The organism is Streptomyces albidochromogenes (assembly GCF_005981925.1).
Classification (GTDB): domain Bacteria; phylum Actinomycetota; class Actinomycetes; order Streptomycetales; family Streptomycetaceae; genus Streptomyces; species Streptomyces albidochromogenes.
The window spans coordinates 15,124-32,712 of record NZ_VBVX01000040.1; the positions used below are offsets into that span (position 1 = coordinate 15,124).

General features: G+C 69.6%; 19 protein-coding genes, 5 tRNA genes and 1 pseudogene. 18 read left to right on the plus strand and 7 right to left on the minus strand.

Annotation, left to right across the window (positions count from 1 at the left end; all coding sequences use genetic code 11):
* The first annotated feature begins 178 nt into the window (after positions 1-178).
* The 3 genes from E2E34_RS08215 (at position 179) to gltX (ending at position 2,719) form a co-directional block, all read left to right on the plus strand.
* Entirely contained in the window at positions 179-358 is a 180-nt protein-coding gene (locus tag E2E34_RS08215) for a hypothetical protein (protein WP_138901254.1), read from the plus strand.
* 95 nt (positions 359-453) lie between these two features.
* The gene (locus E2E34_RS08220; protein ID WP_138901255.1) at positions 454-1,242 is read left to right on the plus strand and encodes a fumarylacetoacetate hydrolase family protein; all 789 of its coding nucleotides are present in this window, start codon (positions 454-456) and stop codon (positions 1,240-1,242) included.
* Complete coding sequence (gene gltX / locus E2E34_RS08225) at positions 1,235-2,719, plus strand: glutamate--tRNA ligase (RefSeq protein ID WP_138901256.1); 1,485 nt, start codon at positions 1,235-1,237, stop codon at positions 2,717-2,719. Before E2E34_RS08220 ends, gltX begins: the two co-directional genes overlap by 8 nt.
* A gap of 85 nt (positions 2,720-2,804) precedes the next feature.
* Here the strand turns inward: gltX and E2E34_RS08230 are convergent, their stop codons facing one another.
* Together E2E34_RS08230 and E2E34_RS08235 are read right to left on the minus strand one after the other, a co-directional pair.
* Positions 2,805-3,686 (minus strand): hypothetical protein, encoded by an 882-nt coding sequence (locus tag E2E34_RS08230; RefSeq protein ID WP_244315563.1) that lies wholly within the window; start codon positions 3,684-3,686, stop codon positions 2,805-2,807.
* 92 nt (positions 3,687-3,778) lie between these two features.
* Positions 3,779-4,219 (minus strand): hypothetical protein, encoded by a 441-nt coding sequence (locus tag E2E34_RS08235; protein ID WP_138901258.1) that lies wholly within the window; start codon positions 4,217-4,219, stop codon positions 3,779-3,781.
* Positions 4,220-4,363: 144 nt separating this feature from the next.
* Here E2E34_RS08235 and E2E34_RS08240 point away from each other — a divergent pair, with 144 nt between their 5' ends.
* From E2E34_RS08240 to E2E34_RS08265, 6 genes are all read left to right on the plus strand, one after another.
* On the plus strand, positions 4,364-5,086 hold the full coding sequence (locus E2E34_RS08240) for an HAD family hydrolase (protein ID WP_138901259.1): 723 nt from the start codon (positions 4,364-4,366) through the stop codon (positions 5,084-5,086).
* Between the two features lie 87 nt (positions 5,087-5,173).
* A tRNA-Gln gene (locus E2E34_RS08245) sits at positions 5,174-5,245 on the plus strand.
* Positions 5,246-5,283: 38 nt separating this feature from the next.
* Positions 5,284-5,356 (plus strand) — tRNA-Glu (locus E2E34_RS08250).
* Between the two features lie 63 nt (positions 5,357-5,419).
* Positions 5,420-5,492 (plus strand) — tRNA-Glu (locus E2E34_RS08255).
* A 31-nt stretch (positions 5,493-5,523) separates the two neighbouring features.
* Positions 5,524-5,595, plus strand: a tRNA-Gln gene (locus E2E34_RS08260).
* A gap of 21 nt (positions 5,596-5,616) precedes the next feature.
* A tRNA-Glu gene (locus E2E34_RS08265) sits at positions 5,617-5,689 on the plus strand.
* A gap of 233 nt (positions 5,690-5,922) precedes the next feature.
* Here the strand turns inward: E2E34_RS08265 and ndgR are convergent.
* Positions 5,923-6,642, minus strand: a complete 720-nt coding sequence (gene ndgR, locus E2E34_RS08270) for an IclR family transcriptional regulator NdgR (RefSeq protein WP_028813744.1) — start codon at positions 6,640-6,642, stop codon at positions 5,923-5,925.
* A 174-nt stretch (positions 6,643-6,816) separates the two neighbouring features.
* Here ndgR and leuC point away from each other — a divergent pair, with 174 nt between their 5' ends.
* From leuC to E2E34_RS08290, 4 genes are all read left to right on the plus strand, one after another.
* Positions 6,817-8,241 (plus strand): 3-isopropylmalate dehydratase large subunit, encoded by a 1,425-nt coding sequence (gene leuC / locus E2E34_RS08275; RefSeq protein ID WP_138901260.1) that lies wholly within the window; start codon positions 6,817-6,819, stop codon positions 8,239-8,241.
* Positions 8,242-8,252: 11 nt separating this feature from the next.
* The gene (leuD, locus tag E2E34_RS08280) at positions 8,253-8,846 is read left to right on the plus strand and encodes a 3-isopropylmalate dehydratase small subunit (RefSeq protein ID WP_138901269.1); all 594 of its coding nucleotides are present in this window, start codon (positions 8,253-8,255) and stop codon (positions 8,844-8,846) included.
* A gap of 192 nt (positions 8,847-9,038) precedes the next feature.
* Positions 9,039-9,266, plus strand: a complete 228-nt coding sequence (locus E2E34_RS08285; RefSeq protein ID WP_138901261.1) for an SCO5555 family protein — start codon at positions 9,039-9,041, stop codon at positions 9,264-9,266.
* A gap of 143 nt (positions 9,267-9,409) precedes the next feature.
* Positions 9,410-10,102 (plus strand): HU family DNA-binding protein, encoded by a 693-nt coding sequence (locus tag E2E34_RS08290; RefSeq protein ID WP_138901262.1) that lies wholly within the window; start codon positions 9,410-9,412, stop codon positions 10,100-10,102.
* Between the two features lie 409 nt (positions 10,103-10,511).
* Here the strand turns inward: E2E34_RS08290 and cofC are convergent.
* Positions 10,512-11,186 (minus strand): annotated as a pseudogene (gene cofC, locus E2E34_RS08295) (2-phospho-L-lactate guanylyltransferase); the annotation flags it as partial.
* A gap of 146 nt (positions 11,187-11,332) precedes the next feature.
* Between cofC and E2E34_RS08300 the strand changes: the two are divergent.
* The 3 genes from E2E34_RS08300 (at position 11,333) to E2E34_RS08310 (ending at position 14,335) form a co-directional block, all read left to right on the plus strand.
* Positions 11,333-12,085, plus strand: a complete 753-nt coding sequence (locus tag E2E34_RS08300) for a lysophospholipid acyltransferase family protein (protein ID WP_138901264.1) — start codon at positions 11,333-11,335, stop codon at positions 12,083-12,085.
* Positions 12,082-13,095, plus strand: a complete 1,014-nt coding sequence (locus E2E34_RS08305; RefSeq protein WP_138901265.1) for an NAD(P)H-dependent glycerol-3-phosphate dehydrogenase — start codon at positions 12,082-12,084, stop codon at positions 13,093-13,095. Before E2E34_RS08300 ends, E2E34_RS08305 begins: the two co-directional genes overlap by 4 nt.
* Positions 13,096-13,177: 82 nt before the next feature.
* Positions 13,178-14,335 carry a D-alanine--D-alanine ligase family protein gene (locus E2E34_RS08310; RefSeq protein WP_138901266.1) on the plus strand — a complete coding sequence of 386 codons (1,158 nt, stop codon included), beginning with the start codon at positions 13,178-13,180 and terminating at the stop codon, positions 14,333-14,335.
* Positions 14,336-14,355: 20 nt separating this feature from the next.
* Here the strand turns inward: E2E34_RS08310 and E2E34_RS08315 are convergent, their stop codons facing one another.
* Both E2E34_RS08315 and E2E34_RS08320 read right to left on the minus strand, forming a co-directional pair.
* Complete coding sequence (locus E2E34_RS08315; protein ID WP_138901267.1) at positions 14,356-14,847, minus strand: DUF3515 domain-containing protein; 492 nt, start codon at positions 14,845-14,847, stop codon at positions 14,356-14,358.
* A 20-nt stretch (positions 14,848-14,867) separates the two neighbouring features.
* A complete protein-coding gene (locus E2E34_RS08320; RefSeq protein WP_138901268.1) occupies positions 14,868-15,101 on the minus strand; it encodes an Lrp/AsnC family transcriptional regulator in 234 nt (77 codons plus the stop codon).
* 205 nt (positions 15,102-15,306) lie between these two features.
* On the opposite strand from E2E34_RS08320, the gene E2E34_RS08325 reads away from it, so the two are divergent.
* Both E2E34_RS08325 and thiD read left to right on the plus strand, forming a co-directional pair.
* Positions 15,307-16,278, plus strand: coding sequence for a thiamine-phosphate kinase (locus E2E34_RS08325; protein ID WP_138893995.1), 972 nt, complete (start codon positions 15,307-15,309; stop codon positions 16,276-16,278).
* A 37-nt stretch (positions 16,279-16,315) separates the two neighbouring features.
* Entirely contained in the window at positions 16,316-17,119 is an 804-nt protein-coding gene (gene thiD / locus E2E34_RS08330; protein WP_208765180.1) for a bifunctional hydroxymethylpyrimidine kinase/phosphomethylpyrimidine kinase, read from the plus strand.
* A gap of 105 nt (positions 17,120-17,224) precedes the next feature.
* Here the strand turns inward: thiD and rpmB are convergent, their stop codons facing one another.
* On the minus strand, positions 17,225-17,410 hold the full coding sequence (rpmB, locus tag E2E34_RS08335; protein WP_003957616.1) for a 50S ribosomal protein L28: 186 nt from the start codon (positions 17,408-17,410) through the stop codon (positions 17,225-17,227).
* Positions 17,411-17,589: the final 179 nt, after the last annotated feature.

Here is a 17,589-nt window from a genome sequence, read left to right on the forward strand (position 1 = left end):
CGCACCGCCCGATATGGTCGGTTTGACCGTCATCTCGTGAGGAAACTCACACGGCATTCCCGACTGCTTCACATCTTCGGCGGGGATCCGGATGTTTAGCCTGACGCTTTACAGGGATGGCGAATCCGACAATCACCGCGCCCGGCGGGCGCCCGTACCGACAAGGCCTGAACAGCAGATGAAGACCACGACCGCGTCGATGTTCCGCAGCACCGCGAACCCCCGCCGCACCACGCTGGTGCACCTTGCGGACGCCGCTGAACTGCGGGAGCCCGAGCGGCCCCAGCACGCCGTCGACCTCCCCTCGGAGACCGCCAACCCGCGCCGCACCATCCTGATGGAAGCCCCCGCCGCGTAGCCGGGCACGGCGCCGACACGGGAGGCGGGACGCCTCGGCCGCGTTAGCCTGAGGCGTTCAGTCTCCAGCCAGCAAGTAAGGGGCGGCAGCATCCCGTGCGTATCGCCAGGTTCTCCATCGACGGCAACGTGGCCTTCGGCGCGATCAGCGCCGCCGCCGGCGAACGCGGTCCCGACGACCTCGTCCTCGACATCATCAAGGGCATCCCGTACGCCGACTTCGAGCTCTCCGGCGTCAAGGTCCCGCTGAGCAAGGTGCGCCTCCTGCCGCCCGTGCTCCCCAGCAAGGTCGTGGCCGTCGGCCGCAACTACGCGGAGCACGCGGCGGAACTGGGCAACGAGGTCCCCGACCTCCCCCTCACCTTCTTCAAGCCGTCCACCTCGGTGACCGGCCCCGGCGACGACATCGCGTACCCCTCCTTCTCCAGCGAGCTGCACCACGAGGCGGAGCTCGCCGTCGTCATCGGCCGGATGTGCCGCGAGGTCCCGCGCGAGCGCGCCAAGGACGTCATCTTCGGCTACACCTGCGCCAACGACATCACCGCGCGCGACGTCCAGCAGCGCGAGAAGCAGTGGGCCAGGGCCAAGGGCTTCGACACCTCGTGCCCGCTGGGCCCCTGGGTGGAGACCGACCTCGACCCCGCTGACCTGGCCGTCCAGTGCACGGTCAACGGACAGCAGCGCCAGCTCGGGCGTACGAGCGACATGATCCGCTCCGTCGAGGACCTGATCGTGCACATCTCCGAGGCCATGACACTGCTCCCGGGCGACGTCATCCTCACGGGGACCCCGGCCGGAGTCGGACCCCTGAACGTCGGCGACGAAGTCGCCGTCACCATCGAAGGCATCGGCACTCTCACCAACAAGGTGATCAAGCGTGGATAGCGCAACCCCCTCTCCCGTCCGAGTACGTTTCTGTCCCTCGCCGACCGGCAACCCCCACGTGGGCCTGGTCCGCACGGCCCTGTTCAACTGGGCCTTCGCCCGGCACAACGGCGGCACGATGGTCTTCCGCATCGAGGACACCGACGCCGCCCGCGACTCCGAGGAGTCGTACAACCAGCTGCTCGACTCGCTGCGCTGGCTGGGCCTCGACTGGGACGAGGGCCCCGAGGTGGGCGGCCCGCACGCCCCGTACCGCCAGTCCCAGCGGATGGACATCTACAAGGACGTCGCCCAGAAGCTGATGGCGGGCGGCTACGCGTACGAGTGCTTCTGCACCGCCCTGGAGCTGGAGGTCCGCCGCGACGCGGCCCGCGCCGCCGGCAAGCCCTCGGGGTACGACGGCACCTGCCGCAACCTGAGCGCCGACCGCGTCGAGCGGTACAAGGCCGAGGGCCGCGAGGCCATCGTGCGCTTCCGGATGCCCGACGAGCCGATCACCTTCACGGACCTGGTCCGCGGCGAGCTGACCTTCAACCCGGACAACGTCCCGGACTACGGCATCGTCCGCGCCAACGGCGCCCCGCTCTACACGCTCGTCAACCCGGTCGACGACGCGCTCATGCAGATCACCCACGTCCTGCGCGGCGAGGACCTGCTGTCCTCCACCCCCCGCCAGATCGCGCTCTACAAGGCGCTGATCGAGCTGGGCGTCGCCAAGGAGATCCCCCGGTTCGGGCACCTCCCGTACGTCATGGGCGAGGGCAACAAGAAGCTCTCCAAGCGCGACCCCGAGGCGTCCCTCAACCTCTACCGCGAGCGCGGCTTCCTCCGGGAGGGCCTGCTGAACTACCTGTCCCTCCTGGGCTGGTCGATCGCCGAGGACCGCGACATCTTCACGATCGAGGAGATGGTGGCGGCCTTCGACATCAAGGACGTCAACGCCAACCCGGCGCGCTTCGACCTGAAGAAGTGCGAGCACATCAACGCCGAGCACCTGCGCAAGCTCTCGATGGACGACTTCATCGCCGCCTGCGAGCCGTGGCTGAAGGCGCCGTACGCGAACTGGAAGCCGGAGTCCTTCGACCGCGCGGCCTTCGAGCGGATCGCCCCGCACGCCCAGACCCGCGTGACGGTCCTCTCGGACATCACCGCCAACGTCGACTTCCTGTTCCTCGACGAGCCGGTGGAGGACGAGGCGTCCTGGGCCAAGGCGATGAAGGGCGAGCCCGTACCGCTGCTCACCACCGCCCGCGCCAAGCTCGAAGCGGCCGACTGGACCAGCCCCGAGTCCCTCAAGGAGGCCGTCCTGGCCGCCGGCGAGGAGCACGGCCTGAAGCTCGGCAAGGCCCAGGCCCCGGTCCGCGTGGCGGTCACCGGCCGCACCGTCGGCCTGCCGCTCTTCGAGTCCCTGGAGATCCTGGGCAAGGAGAAGACCCTGGCCCGCGTCGACGCGGCCCTGGCCAAGCTCACGGCCTGACCGCCCCCGCCGCACCGACGAGGCCCGGACCCCCACGAAAGGGGTCCGGGCCTCGCGCGCTGTCCGCCCCCGCTCGCGGAGGGGATCAGCCCTCGGCAACGACCTTCCGGGCCGCCGCCACCTTCTTGCTGTGCAGATCGCGCAGTCTGTCCAGCGCCTCGGTGTGCTCGGTGATCATCGTCTTCTGGACCCGCGACTCCGCGGTGAACCACACGTCCAGGAGATCGGTGCTCCGCTTGCAGGCGACGTCGGCTCGTGCGGTCGCCTTCTCCTGCGCCGTCACGGGACCTTCGCGGAATTTCTTCGCGTTGAAAGGCTCGCCGGGCGATCCGTAAGCGAATCCACTTTTCTTCATGCAGGCCGACCACTTCTTGAAGGCGGCCTGCACCTCGGGTAGAAGCATGGATTCGCGGTAGCTTTGCGACGATATCCGGCTGGCCATCTCGGCGCCTTCCGGATAGGCGAACGTCTTGCCGAAATCTTCCTTGGCCTGCCCGAGGCATCCGTTGTCCGGCACCTTTTTTCCTCGGTACTCGAGCGGTGCCGACTTCCCGGGTCCCTCTCGCTTTCCGAACAGCACTGTGCGTTCGTCCTTGCTGAGCTGCAAGGTCTGATGCGTCGCCCGGTAGGAAGAATCGGGGCGGTAGCCGAAAAGGGTGGCGCTTTTCTCCTCGGACAAGCCGTACCTGCGATCGGCGCCCGGCTTCGCGGGGGCCGGCCTGGGGGGACGGTAGGTCAGCGAATAGCGTGCCATGCATGCGCCGGCCAGCGTGTTCTCGGCCGCGTCGATGGACGCGTACTCGGCGTCGGTGTAGCTGTAGGCGGCGATGGGCAGTCGGTAGGTGTAGTTCCGCTCGGCGGCGGTGGAGTCCTTGGCGCGGCTCGCCCCGGGCCGTGCTCCGGTGTCCCCCTGCGGTCCCTGAGCCGTGCATCCGACCAGGGCGAACAGGGTCAGCGCGGGTGTCACCAAACGTCTCATCAGGATGCTTCCCCTGCGGAGCCCCGCGTGGGCCGTGGCCGCCACGCGGGGCTGACGTGCAAAGAAGGAACGGTCGCCCGTCAGTTGAACTTGTAGCAGTTCGAGCCGGACGCGCCGAACATGAACGAGGCGTTCTCGTTGTACGTGTTCACCAGGCGGTGGGCGTTGGTGTAGGGCGCGACAGTGTCACAGGGCCCGTTGGCGTTGCTGTTGAAGAAGATCGTGGTAGGAGTGGGGCTGCCGTTGTAGAAGGAGGCGGCGCCATTCTTGACCGGCGTGCCCTTGCCGGCTCCCGCGTCCAGGAACTTGTAACCCGCAAGGTCGCTGATGCTGCCGTTGATGCCGCCACTTCCGGTGAAGGTGGTGCGTGAGCCGGTGAGGCCGGAGTTGTAATAGAAGCTTCCGCAATTTGCCTCACCGGTGCAGTAAATACCAACCCCGGCCTGGGCCGGCGAAACACTGAAAGCAATGGCGGCTGCGGCGGGAAGAGCAACTGCGAGGGTGCGTCGAATTACTGCCATGGATTCCTCCGAGGAGCTTGATCATCTTCGTATCGGACGGAGTGTAGGCGGACGAAGAGCCACCCCGTCAACTGGAACTAAGGATTCCGCCAGGAATGCTGGATTCCAGTTCATCCCGCACGGACGTCGCGTACGTTCGAAGGCATGCCGATCAGAGCTGTCCTCTGGGACGTCGACGACACCCTCTTCGACTACGCCGCGGCCGACACCGCCGGCATACGGGCCCACCTCGCGGCAGAGGGCCTGCTGGGGCGTTACGAGACCGCCGAGCTCGCGCTGGAGCTCTGGCGGCGGGCGACCGAGCGCCACTGGGCGCGCTTCGGGACGGGCGAGACGAGCTTCGAGGAGCAGCGCCGGGACCGGGTCCGGGAGTTCCTGGACACGCCGTCGCTGACCGACGCCGAAGCCGACGCCTGGTTCGACCGCTACATCGGGCACTACGAGTCCGCCTGGGCCCTCTTCCCCGACACCGTCCCCGTCCTGGACGTGCTCGCCCACGACTACCGGCACGCCGTCCTGTCCAACTCCAGCGTCCGCAATCAGGACCGCAAGCTGCGGATCCTCGGCGTGCGCGACCGCTTCGAGGTGCTGCTGTGCGCCGCCGAGCTGGGCTGCTCCAAGCCCGCCGCCGAGGCGTTCCACGCCGCCTGTGACGCGCTCGGCCTGCCTCCGCGCGAGGTCGCGTACGTCGGTGACCAGCCCGACATCGACGCCCGGGGCGCCGTCGACGCGGGACTCGTCGGCATCTGGCTCGACCGCGCCGGACTCGGCGGCCGTCCGGAGCTGATCCGGATCACCGGCCTTGAGCAGCTACCAGGGCTGTTGCGGCGCGATACCCGTTTTGGAGCGCCGTCCACCTTCGGGTAATGTTCTTTCTGCGCCGCCCGAGAGGGCCGAAAGGTCCGGCCGGGAAGCGCAAACCAAACAAACCCCCACCAGGGGGTTGTGTTGTGGTGGGCTATGGTGTAATTGGCAGCACGACGGTTTCTGGTTCCGTTAGTCTAGGTTCGAGTCCTGGTAGCCCAGCTCGCAGGAGCTGTTGAAGTACATGCAGTGTCTGCAAGGCCCCCGTTGTGTAGCGGCCTAGCACGCCGCCCTCTCAAGGCGGTAGCGCCGGTTCGAATCCGGTCGGGGGTACAGATCCTTTCTTTCCATCGCCTTCGGGTCGCTCCCGGATGCGCTGACGCGAGGATCGCTAGGGCCCCCGTTGTGTAGCGGCCTAGCACGCCGCCCTCTCAAGGCGGTAGCGCCGGTTCGAATCCGGTCGGGGGTACGGGTTGAAACCGCATTGGTCTAAACCATTTTGGGCTATGGTGTAATTGGCAGCACGAGGGTTTCTGGTTCCCTTAGTCTAGGTTCGAGTCCTGGTAGCCCAGCTCGCAGAGCACATCTGCAAGGCCCCCGTTGTGTAGCGGCCTAGCACGCCGCCCTCTCAAGGCGGTAGCGCCGGTTCGAATCCGGTCGGGGGTACGTACAGAGAAGGCCCTCCGCATCATGCGGGGGGCCTTCTCGCATGCGTCCGCACGGAACGAACCCGGTGGCCGGCCGCCGGTCCCCGGCGAACCCCTCGCACGCCCAACTCGACCGGCCGGGGCGGCGGTTCCGGGCCGACGGCGAAAACGCCGGAAGGGCCGGCGACCCGGCCCCTCCGGCGTTCGAGGCGGCGCCCCGGGCGGCCCCTGAGGGCCACGCTCCGGGCGTCGTCAGCCGCCGGAGCGGCGCAGGGCCTCCGACAGGCGCGCGGCCGAGTCGATGACCGCCTGGGCGTGCATCCGGCCCGGGTGGCGGGTCAGGCGCTCGATCGGTCCGGATACCGAGACGGCCGCGACCACGCGGTTGGACGGCCCGCGCACCGGCGCCGAGACCGACGCCACGCCCGGTTCCCGCTCGCCGATCGACTGGGCCCAGCCCCGGCGGCGTACGCCGGACAGCGCCGTCGCCGTGAAGCGGGCGCCCTGGAGGCCCCGGTGCAGCCGCTCCGGCTCCTCCCAGGCCATCAGGATCTGGGCGGACGAGCCCGCTTTCATGGTGAGCGTCGAGCCCACCGGGACGGTGTCCCGCAGTCCGGACAGCCGCTCCGCCGCCGCGACGCAGATGCGCATGTCGCCCTGCCGGCGGTAGAGCTGCGCGCTCTCGCCGGTGACGTCACGCAGGTGCGTGAGCACCGGCCCCGCCGTGGCCAGCAGCCGGTCCTCGCCCGCCGCGGCGGACAGTTCCGACAGCCGCGGACCGAGGATGAACCGGCCCTGCATGTCCCTCGCCACCATCCGGTGGTGTTCCAGTGCCACGGCAAGGCGATGTGCCGTGGGTCGTGCAAGCCCTGTCGCCGCGACCAGCCCGGCGAGGGTGGCCGGACCGGACTCCAGTGCGCTCAGTACCAGAGCTGCCTTGTCGAGAACGCCGACGCCGCTAGAGTTGTCCATGCGTCGATACTCGCGTCTCACTCTGTGAAACGCAAGTTCAATTTTCTCCCGAACTTGCGAATCTGTAGATGAGGCCGCACAACGGCTCAGCAGCCACCGCCCCGGACGGGGGTCTCGGCGGGGGCGATCCGATCTCTAGATGGGCCGGCGAAGACGCCGGTCGAAGGGAAAGCGATGGGTAGGACACTGGTGGAGAAGGTCTGGGACGACCATGTCGTCAGGCGCGCCGAGGGCGAGCCGGACCTCCTCTTCATCGATCTGCACCTGCTGCACGAGGTGACCAGCCCGCAGGCCTTCGACGGCCTCCGCAAGAGCGGCCGCCAGGTGCGGCGGCTCGACCTCACCATCGCCACCGAGGATCACAACACCCCGACGCTCGACATCGACAAGCCGATCGCGGACCCGGTCTCCCGGGTCCAGCTGGAGACGCTGCGGAAGAACTGCGCGGAGTTCGGTGTACGTCTGCACCCCCTCGGCGACGTCGAGCAGGGCGTCGTCCATGTGGTGGGACCGCAGCTGGGCCTGACCCAGCCGGGTACCACCGTGGTCTGCGGCGACAGCCACACCTCCACGCACGGCGCGTTCGGCGCGCTGGCCTTCGGCATCGGTACGTCGCAGGTGGAGCACGTGCTGGCGACCCAGACCCTGCCGATGGCCCCGCCGAAGACCATGGCCATCACGGTGGAGGGCGAACTGCCCGCCGACGTAACCGCCAAGGACCTCATCCTGGCGATCATCGCGAAGATCGGCACCGGCGGCGGTCAGGGCTACGTGCTCGAATACCGCGGTTCCGCCATCGAGAAGCTCTCGATGGAGGCCCGGATGACCATCTGCAACATGTCGATCGAGGCCGGGGCGCGCGCGGGCATGATCGCCCCTGACAGCACCACGTTCGACTACCTCCAGGGCCGCGCGCACGCGCCCCAGGGGGAGGACTGGGACGCCGCCGTCGCCTACTGGAAGACGCTGCGCTCCGACGACGACGCCGTCTTCGACGCGGAGGTCGTCATCGACGCCGCCGCATTGGCGCCGTTCGTCACCTGGGGCACCAACCCGGGCCAGGGCGCGCCGCTGTCGGCCAACGTCCCCGACCCTGCTTCGTACGAGGACGCTTCGGAGCGCTTCGCGGCCGAAAAGGCGCTGGAGTACATGGGGTTGACCGCCGGCCAGCCGCTGCGCGAGATCAAGGTGGACACCGTCTTCGTAGGTTCGTGCACCAATGGGCGCATCGAGGACCTGCGGGCCGCCGCCGCGCTGATGGACGGCCGCAAAGTCGCCGACGGCGTACGGATGCTGATCGTCCCCGGTTCCGTCCGGGTGGCGCTCCAGGCCATCGAAGAGGGCCTGGACAAGGTGTTCACCGCCGCCGGGGCCGAATGGCGGCACGCGGGCTGCTCGATGTGTCTGGGCATGAACCCGGACCAGCTGGCGCCCGGTGAGCGCTCCGCGTCCACCTCCAACCGCAACTTCGAGGGCAGGCAGGGCAAGGGCGGCCGCACCCACCTGGTGTCGCCGCAGGTCGCCGCCGCCACCGCGGTGCTGGGCCACCTGGCCGCGCCCGTGGACCTGTCCGACGTACCGACGCTCGTGGAGGCCTGATCACCGTGGCCATGGAAGCTTTCACCGCACACACCGGCCGGGCCGTCCCGCTGCGCCGCAGCAACGTCGACACCGACCAGATCATCCCCGCCCACTGGCTGAAGAAGGTCACCCGCGACGGATTCGAGGACGGGCTCTTCGAGGCGTGGCGCAAGGACCCCGAGTTCGTGCTCAACCGTCCGGAGCGCAAGGGCGCGACGGTCCTGGTCGCGGGCCCGGACTTCGGTACCGGCTCCTCCCGTGAGCACGCCGTGTGGGCCCTGCAGAACTACGGCTTCAAGGCCGTCATCTCCTCGCGGTTCGCGGACATCTTCCGCGGCAACTCGCTCAAGAACGGCCTGCTGACCGTCGTACTGGACCAGAAGACCGTGGACGCGCTCTGGGACCTGGTCGAGGCCGACCCCGCGGCGGAGATCACCGTGGACCTCGAGGACCGTCAAGTCCGTGCCGGAAGCATTACGGCTGATTTTGAGCTTGACGAGAACGCCCGCTGGCGGTTGCTGAACGGTCTGGACGACATCAGCATCACCCTCCAGAACGAGCCGTCCATCGCCGCGTACGAGGCGTCGAGGCCCTCCTACAAGCCCAGTACCGTGCAGCTCTGACGCTCTTCCGTCACTCCGTTGCCCCCTGCCGTCCGCGGCGGGGGGCAACGTCGTGTTTGGGCTCCAACTGCCGTGGTAAGCGAGGGACATGACGTTCGCACCGCAGGTGTCCAGGGCTCCTTTTGGCCGTCCGGACGCCACTAGTTGCCCCCGCCGGAGGCGACAACTCGCCCCAGATGGCACAATCGGTGCATGGAACGCGACAGCCAACTCGAGCTCTATGCGGCGGTCGCGGCCCGGTTGAAAGAAGCACACACAAGGGTGCGCGCACTGCAAGTCCCGGAGGGCGTACGGATGGCGCTGAGCCGGAAGCTGCTGGTCATCACGGCCGCGGCGAAACACGATCTCGCCGATGCGGCAAGGCGCCTGGACAGGTTGATGAAGGACCTCGACGAGGGTCGATTCCCCGAAGGCGACTGAGACCTGTGGAACTCCCGCCGGTCTACTTCGTTGCGGCACTAGGGTGATTAGCCCGTTTCGTGTTTGATTTGCGGTATATATCTGCCTAACGTGCGAAAAAGCTTGAACGCATTCGTTCTGGCAATGTCTCCGAAGGGGAAGACGTGAACAAGGCGCAGCTCGTAGAAGCGATTGCAGACAAGGTCGGCGGCCGTCAGCAGGCCGCGGACGCGGTCGACGCGGTACTCGACGCGATCGTCCGTGCGGTGGTCGGCGGCGACCGTGTGTCGGTCACCGGCTTCGGATCGTTCGAGAAGGTCGACCGTCCGGCCCGTTACGCCCGCAACCCGCAGACGGGCGAGCGGGTACGGGTCAAGAAGACCTCTGTTCCGCGCTTCCGTGCCGGTCAGGGCTTCAAGGACCTGGTCAGCGGCTCGAAGAAGCTCCCCAAGGGTGGCGAGGTCGCCGTCAAGAAGGCGCCCAAGGGCAGCCTCTCCGGCCCGGCCCCCACCATTGCCAAGTCGGCCGCCAAGAAGGCCGCCACCAAGCGGGCCGCCGCCAAGAAGACGACCCCGGCGAAGAAGGCCACGCCGGCCAAGAAGACCACCGCCACGGCGAAGAAGGCGACCCCGGCGAAGAAGACCACGGGCGCCGCCAAGAAGACCACCGCGACGGCCAAGAAGACCTCGGCGACGGCGAAGAAGACCACGGGCGCCGCCAAGAAGGCCACGCCCGCCGCCAAGAAGACCACCGCCAAGAAGACCGCGCCGGCCAAGAAGGCCACGGCGAAGAAGGCCCCCGCCAAGAAGGCCACGGCCCGCAAGACCACCGCGAAGAAGACCGCCGCCGGGAAGTAGGAGCGGTACCAAGGACTCACGCGCCGGGCCGGGCTCCCTCCGGGGAGCCCGGCCCGCGGTGTGCCCGCAGGCGTACGGCGCCGGCCCCTGACGCGCGCCCGGAGCCGAGGCGGTGGCCCGGTCGACAAAGGCGCGGCCTCGCACGGGGTCCGGCCTCCGACGGGCAGGGCCGCGGCGTCGCAGGTCAGAAGGTCTGCAGCGTCACCAGAGTGATGCGCAGGTCCGCGCCCTCGCCCTCGCCCTCGACGCGCACCCGCTGCCCGGGCCGCAGCAGCCGCAGGCCGCCCGCGTCGAACGCCGTGGCGTCGAAGTCCACCGGGGTGCCGTCGTCGAGCAGCACACTGCCGCTGCGGGTCTCGGAGTCGTACGTGTACGCGGTCGCCTGCATGACCGCAGCGTATCTGCCGGTGACCGCCGTGCTCAGCCGGGCCGTGCGCGGACCCACGCCGAGCGCCAGAGCCGCCCGCAGGTCGTCGCCGGTGTCCACGTCCCGGCGTACGGAATCCACTCCGGTCAGAGGTATTTCCCGGGCGCCCGCGGCCGAATGCCGGGCACGTGATGGGCCGCCGAAGAACGGCGCCAATTCCACCCCCGGCGCCGCGGAAAGCAGCGTCGTACCGATTCCGGTGGCGTCGGCGAGAAATGCGCGCGGAAATTCGGCCGCGTAATCGAGCACCTGCAGCAATTCCGTCGGCCGCAGTGCGGGCAGATCCGCGTTCAGCGCCGCGACCGGCGCCCCGGGCCGCAGCGCGCGCACCGTGCGGGCACCGTGCGCCAGAGCGGCGTTGAGACCGGCGGCCGGGGTGTCCGGGGCGATGCGCGCCCCCAGCGCGGCGAGCGCGGCGCCCGCCGGGCCGTCGTCCGTGACGACCACCACATCCCGTACGGCCGCACAGGCCAGCGCGGCGGCCACGGTGTCCTCCGCGAAGGCCAGGGCCAGCCTGCGGCGCAACGCGTCGCCCGCCGACGGAGCGAGCCTGCTCTTGGCCAGCAACAGGGGCTTCAGAGGGACGACCAAGGACCACGGAGCGGTCCGGAGCGTGTTCAGTGGCCAGCCCTCCGTCCAGTGCGCGTGGGGCCCCATTGTGGCCTGCCGGTACGGCGGGCAGGGGCTCCGGGGGCGCTGCCGGGGCGTACGGTGTTCTCGACAGACAGGGGACCTGGCGCGACACTTGTGCGGCTGACCAGGCACATGTGTACAGCAGCCCGGTCCTAGAGGAAGGTGTCCGAGTGTCCCGCCGCAGAATCGGCTTCTGGTACCGCCTGGCGGCGGTCATCGCTAAACCGCCGCTGGTGGTTCTGTTCAAGCGGGACTGGCACGGAATGGAGCACATTCCGGCCGAGGGCGGATTCATCACCGCGGTCAATCACAACTCGTATCTGGACCCGCTCTCCTACGGGCACTTCCAGTACAACACGGGCCGTGTTCCGCGCCTGCTGGCCAAGGCGGGCCTCTTCAAGACGCCGTTCGTGGGGATGATGCTGCGCGGCACGGGCCAGATCCCGGTCTACCGCGAGACCACCAACGCCCTCGACGCCTTCCGTGCGGCGGTCGCCGCCATCGAACGCGGCGAATGCGTCGCCTTCTACCCCGAGGGCACGCTCACCCGCGACCCCGACATGTGGCCGATGGCCGGCAAGACCGGGGCGGCGCGGGTGGCCCTCATGACGAAGGCGCCGGTGATCCCGGTGGCCCAGTGGGGCGCCAACTTGGCGATGCCGCCGTACGCCAAGGAGAACAAGCTTCAGCTTTTCCCGCGCAAGACGCTTCAGGTGAAGGCGGGCCCGCCCGTCGACCTGGACCGGTTCTACGACAAGGAACCGACGCCCGAAGTGCTGCGCGAGGCGACCGAGGCCATCATGGCCGCCATCACGGAGCAGCTCGCCGGCCTGCGCGGCGAGCCCGCGCCCGCCCAGCCGTACGACCACCGCATGGCCCGCGCGCAGCAGCGGCGCAAGGCCGAGGGAGAGAACGCGAAGTGACACGCCAGCCGGTCAAGGCGGCCGTATTCGGAACAGGCTCCTGGGGCACGGCCTTCGGCATGGTGCTCGCCGACGCGGGCTGCGACGTGACCCTCTGGGGCCGCCGCGCCGAAGTCGCCGACGCCATCAACAACGGCCGTACGAACCCCGACTATTTCCCGGGCGTCGAACTGCCCGCCCGGCTGCGCGCCACCACCGACCCCGCCGAGGCCGCCGAGGGCGCCGACTTCACGGTGCTCGCCGTCCCCTCGCAGACACTGCGCGGCAACCTCGCGGCGTGGGCCCCGCTGCTGCCCGCCGACACCGTCCTCGTCTCCCTCATGAAGGGCGTCGAACTGGGCACCGCCAAGCGGATGAGCGAGGTCATCGAGGAGGTCGCGAAGGCGCCCGCCGAGCGGGTCGCGGTCGTCACGGGCCCCAACCTCGCCAAGGAGATCGCGGCCCGGATGCCCGCCGCCGCCGTCGTGGCGTGCAGCGACGAGTCGGTGGCCACCCGGCTCCAGTCCGTCTGCCACACCCCGTACTTCCGCCCGTACACCAACACCGACGTCGTCGGCTGCGAGCTGGGCGGCGCCGTCAAGAACGTCATCGGCCTCGCCGTCGGCATCGCGGACGGCATGGGCCTCGGCGACAACGCCAAGGGCTCCCTCATCACCCGCGGCCTCGCCGAAACGACCCGCCTCGGCCTGGCGATGGGCGCCGACCCGCTCACCTTCTCGGGGCTCGCCGGGCTGGGCGACTTGGTCGCCACCTGCTCGTCGCCGCTCTCGCGCAACCACACCTTCGGCACCAACCTGGGCCGCGGGATGACGCTCGAAGAGACCATCGCGGTCACCCGGCAGACCGCCGAGGGCGTCAAATCCTGCGAGTCGGTGGCCGATCTGGCCCGCCGCCACGGGGTCGACATGCCGATCACGGACACGGTCGTCGACATCGTCCACAACGGGAAGCCGCCGATCGTCGCCCTGAAGGAACTGATGGCGCGCAGCGCCAAGCCCGAGCGCCGCTGACGGCCCCGGGGGAGCCGGGCAGCGCGCCGCGCCCGCGCCCGCACTCCCCGGCGCCGGATGTGCACGGTACCCTCAACGCGATATGAGCAGCGAGAACCTCCCCCAGAGCCCCGCACAGGAGCCCCGCAAGCCGCGCGTGGCCGTCGTCTTCGGCGGCCGCAGCTCCGAGCACTCCATCTCGGTCGTCACGGCCGGCGCCGTACTGCGGGCCATCGACCGCGAGAAGTACGACGTCCTGCCCATCGGCATCACGACGGACGGCCGCTGGGCGCTGACCGCCGACGAGCCCGACCGGATGGCCATCGCCGACCGGACGCTGCCGAGCGTCGAGAACCTCGCCGAGTCGACGGACGGCGGCGTGGTCCTCTCGGTCGACCCGGGCAACCGTGAAGTCGTCCTCAGCGAGCCGGGCTCGGTGCCCAAGGCGCTGGGCGAGGTCGACGTCGTCTTCCCGATGCTGCACGGCCCGTACGGCGAGGACGGCACCCTCCAGGGCCTCCTGGAGCTGTCCGGCGTCCCATACGTCGGCTCCGGTGTGCTCTCCTCGGCCGTCGGCCAGGACAAGGAGTACATGAAGCGGGTGTTCGTCTCCTTCGGGCTGCCGGTCGGCCCGTACGAGGTCATCCGACCCCGGGAGTGGGAGAACGACCCCTCCGCCGCCCGCAAGAAGATCGTCGACTTCGCCGGCGAGCACGGCTGGCCGCTGTTCGTGAAGCCCGCCCGCGGCGGCTCCTCCATGGGCATCACCAAGGTCGACGACCTCTCCGGCCTCGACGAGGCGATCGAGGAGGCCCGCCGCCACGATCCGAAGATCCTCGTCGAGTCGCTGCTGCGCGGCCGCGAGATCGAGTGCGGCGTGCTGGAGTTCGAGGACGGGCCGCGCGCGAGCGTGCCGGCCGAGATCCCGCCGGTCACGTCCCACGACTTCTACGACTTCGAGGCGAAGTACATCGACTCGGCGGCCGGCCTGGTGCCCGCGCCGCTGACCGACGAGCAGACCGCCGAGGTCCGGCGGCTCGCGGTCGACGCGTTCGACGCGGCGTCCTGCGAGGGCCTGGTGCGCGCGGACTTCTTCCTGCTCGACAGCGGGGAGTTCGTGATCAACGAGATCAACACCATGCCGGGCTTCACGCCGATCTCCATGTACCCGCGGATGTGGCAGGAGACCGGGGTGTCCTACCCGGAGCTCGTCGACCGGCTGATCCAGGCCGCGCTGCGCCGCCCGACCGGCCTGCGCTAGCGGCGCCGGGCCGGACGGCCCTACAGGCTGTCCGGCACCGTCTTCTTCACCGGCCCCGCGAAGGCCGCCAACGGCGTCACGTCGTGGGCGTACTTCGCGGGGAGGCTCACCTCGACGTAGACCTCGCGGTAGGTCGTGGTGAACCGCGGACCGCCGTCCTCCTGCCGCTCCAGCATCCAGTTGACGCCGTCCGCCTCCACGCCCTCCGACGCGGCGTCGCTCATCTTCTCGGGTCGCGGGACGCCGCAGCGCAGTACGATCGCCGGATCTCCCCATACGGCGGTGAGGTCCGACTCCGGTTCGGCGGTGCGCCGCTGCTGCCCGTCGACCGTCTCCGGCAGCTCACCGTGGAGCGCCCGGCACACCTCGGCCTCCTCCGCGGAGGGGGTGGGAACCGGGACCGCCACGGCGTCGTCCGTGAGGGAGCAGCCGGCGACAGCGAGGAGCAGGGCGGCGCACGAGAGCGCCGGCACCGGCGGGTACGACAGAAGCCGGCGGGAAGAGAAAGTCACCGGCCAAGAGTAGACGGGGGCTAGATGTGCACGACCGGGCAGGTCAGAGTGCGGGTGATGCCGTCCACCTGCTGGACCTTGGCGACCACCAGCCGGCCGAGATCGTCGACGGTGTCGGCCTGCGCGCGCACGATCACGTCATAGGGTCCGGTCACGTCCTCGGCCTGGATCACTCCCTGAATCTTGCCGATGGTCTCGGCGACGGACGACGCCTTGCCCACCTCGGTCTGGATGAGGATGTACGCCTGTACCACGGAACCTCCAGGGCGGCCACGAGGATCATGTGGGAGATAAAGAGACGCCACCGTATCGCGTCGTCGCGGGCAGCGGGGAGACCTGCGCGGCCGTCGGCGCACGGAGCGTGGCGTACGAAGACCAGAAGTTGACGTATGTGTTGACGGTACCTACAGCAGTGATGGCTCGCGACCGCAAGCGCACTGGGGCAGAAGGGGCACATCCATGAAGGGCACTGTGGGCGAACTGGGGGAGTTCGGGCTCATCCGAGAGCTCACCTCCCGGCTCACCTCCACCCCGGCGGTTCGGCTGGGGCCCGGCGACGACGCCGCCGTCGTGGCCGCACCCGACCGGCGGGTCGTGGCGAGTACGGACATCCTGCTCGAGGGGCGTCACTTCCGGCGCGACTGGTCGACGGCGTACGACGTGGGCCGCAAGGCCGCGGCGCAGAATCTGGCCGACATCGCCGCCATGGGGGCCGTGCCGACCGCGCTGCTCCTGGGCCTCGTCGTCCCCGCCGAACTCCCCGTGAGCTGGCCGACGGAGCTGATGGACGGCATCAGGGACGAATGCGCGGTCGCGGGCGCCGCCGTCGTCGGCGGTGACGTCGTACGCGGCGAGACCATCACGGTGGCGATCACCGCCCTCGGCGACCTGCGCAACCACGAACCGGTGACGCGCTCGGGCGCCCGGCCCGGCGACGTCGTCGCCGTCACCGGCTGGCTCGGCTGGTCCGCTGCGGGCCTCGCCGTCCTCTCGCGCGGCTTCCGCTCACCGCGCGCCTTCGTCGAGGCGCACCGGCGCCCCGAACCGCCGTACCACGCGGGCCCCGCGGCCGCCGGACTCGGCGCCACCGCCATGACGGACGTCAGCGACGGGCTCGTCGCCGACCTCGGTCACATCGCGGAGGCCAGCAAGGTGCGCATCGACCTGCGGTCCGGGCTCATCGACATCCCCACCCAGATGTCCGACATCGGCCAGGCGGTCGGCGTGGACCCCCTCCAGTGGGTGCTGACCGGGGGAGAGGACCACGCGATCGTGGCGACGTTCCCGCCGGACACCAAGCTGCCCGCCCGCTGGAAGATCATCGGCGAGGTCCTCAACCCGTCGGCGCTGCCGCAGGTGACGGTCGACGGGGCGCCCTGGACGAGCAAGGGCGGCTGGGACCACTTCGGCGACATCGAGACCGGACCGTAGACCCGGCCCGGGCCCGGGGCGTACTAGATTCGCCCGTATGCGAATACTTCCCTGCGTCCTCACCGTCGCCGGATCCGACTCCGGCGGCGGTGCCGGCATCCAGGCCGACCTCAAGACGATGCTGGCGCTCGGCGTGCACGGCATGAGCGTGCTGACCGCCGTGACGGCGCAGAACTCGCTGGGCGTGCAAGGCGCCTGGGACCTGCCGGTGGAGGCCGTACGGGCCCAGTACCGCAGCGTCGTCGACGACATCGGCGTACAGGCCGTCAAGACCGGGATGCTGTCCTCCGCCGAACTCGTCGAGACGGTCGCGGAACTGCTCGCCGGCACCGACGCCCCGGTGGTCGTCGACCCCGTGGGCGTCTCCAAGCACGGCGACCCGCTGCTCGCCACGTCCGCGCTGGAATCCGTACGGACGAAGCTGCTGCCCACGGCGACCGTCGCCACCCCCAACCTCGACGAGGTGGCCCAGCTCACCGGCGTACGCGTGGAGTCCGAGGACGGACTGCGGCGGGCGGCCGGCGCGCTCCTCGAATTCGGTCCGCGCTGGGTCCTCGTCAAGGGCGGCCATCTGCCGGGCGACGCGGTCGACCTGCTCACGGACGGCGCCGAGGAGCACTGGCTCCGCGCCCCCCGGCACGACAACCGGCACACCCACGGCACCGGCTGCACCCTGGCCTCCGCGATCGCCTCGGGGCTCGCCAAGGGTCTCGACGTACCGCAGGCCGTGGCGGCGGCGAAGGAGTACGTGACCGAGGCCATCGCCGCCGGATTCGCGCTCGGGGCCGGGATCGGGCCGGTCGACCACGGCTGGCGGCTCAGGAACAGCCCCGCGGTCTGACGGCGGCCGCCCCGCCAGGGGCGTACGGGAACAAAAAAGAACCGGTCCACCACGAGGGTGGACCGGTTCTCAAGCAACCAGCTAGGTGGCCGCGCTTGGCATACGTCAGCGCGAGACCTTGCCGGCCTTGATGCACGAGGTGCAGACGTTGAGCCGCTTCGGCGTCCGACCGACCACTGCACGCACGCGCTGGATGTTGGGATTCCAGCGACGGGACGTACGGCGGTGCGAGTGCGAAATGTTGTTGCCGAAGCCCGGCCCCTTGCCGCAGACGTCGCAGTTGGCAGCCACGGGTCACTCCAAAGACTTCAGATGCACTTACAGTGGATCCCGGCATGCCGGGATCGAAGAATCGAGTGGCGTAGCCGGGGGAATGTCCCGATTCTCATCGGGCAACCGGAGCAGCATACATCGCCTGCTCCCGTAGAACGAAACTACCACGACCGCCGGGCCACCCCGTCCCGTCCCCC

Coding starts and splice junctions, on each gene's coding strand:
- E2E34_RS08215 (WP_138901254.1), top strand. CDS start 179: ATGAAGACCACGACCGCGTCGATGTTCCGCAGCACCGCGAACCCCCGC.
- E2E34_RS08235 (WP_138901258.1), bottom strand. CDS start 4,219: ATGGCAGTAATTCGACGCACCCTCGCAGTTGCTCTTCCCGCCGCAGCC.
- E2E34_RS08240 (WP_138901259.1), top strand. CDS start 4,364: ATGCCGATCAGAGCTGTCCTCTGGGACGTCGACGACACCCTCTTCGAC.
- ndgR (WP_028813744.1), bottom strand. CDS start 6,642: ATGGACAACTCTAGCGGCGTCGGCGTTCTCGACAAGGCAGCTCTGGTA.
- leuC (WP_138901260.1), top strand. CDS start 6,817: ATGGGTAGGACACTGGTGGAGAAGGTCTGGGACGACCATGTCGTCAGG.
- leuD (WP_138901269.1), top strand. CDS start 8,253: ATGGAAGCTTTCACCGCACACACCGGCCGGGCCGTCCCGCTGCGCCGC.
- E2E34_RS08285 (WP_138901261.1), top strand. CDS start 9,039: ATGGAACGCGACAGCCAACTCGAGCTCTATGCGGCGGTCGCGGCCCGG.
- E2E34_RS08310 (WP_138901266.1), top strand. CDS start 13,178: ATGAGCAGCGAGAACCTCCCCCAGAGCCCCGCACAGGAGCCCCGCAAG.
- E2E34_RS08325 (WP_138893995.1), top strand. CDS start 15,307: ATGAAGGGCACTGTGGGCGAACTGGGGGAGTTCGGGCTCATCCGAGAG.
- thiD (WP_208765180.1), top strand. CDS start 16,316: ATGCGAATACTTCCCTGCGTCCTCACCGTCGCCGGATCCGACTCCGGC.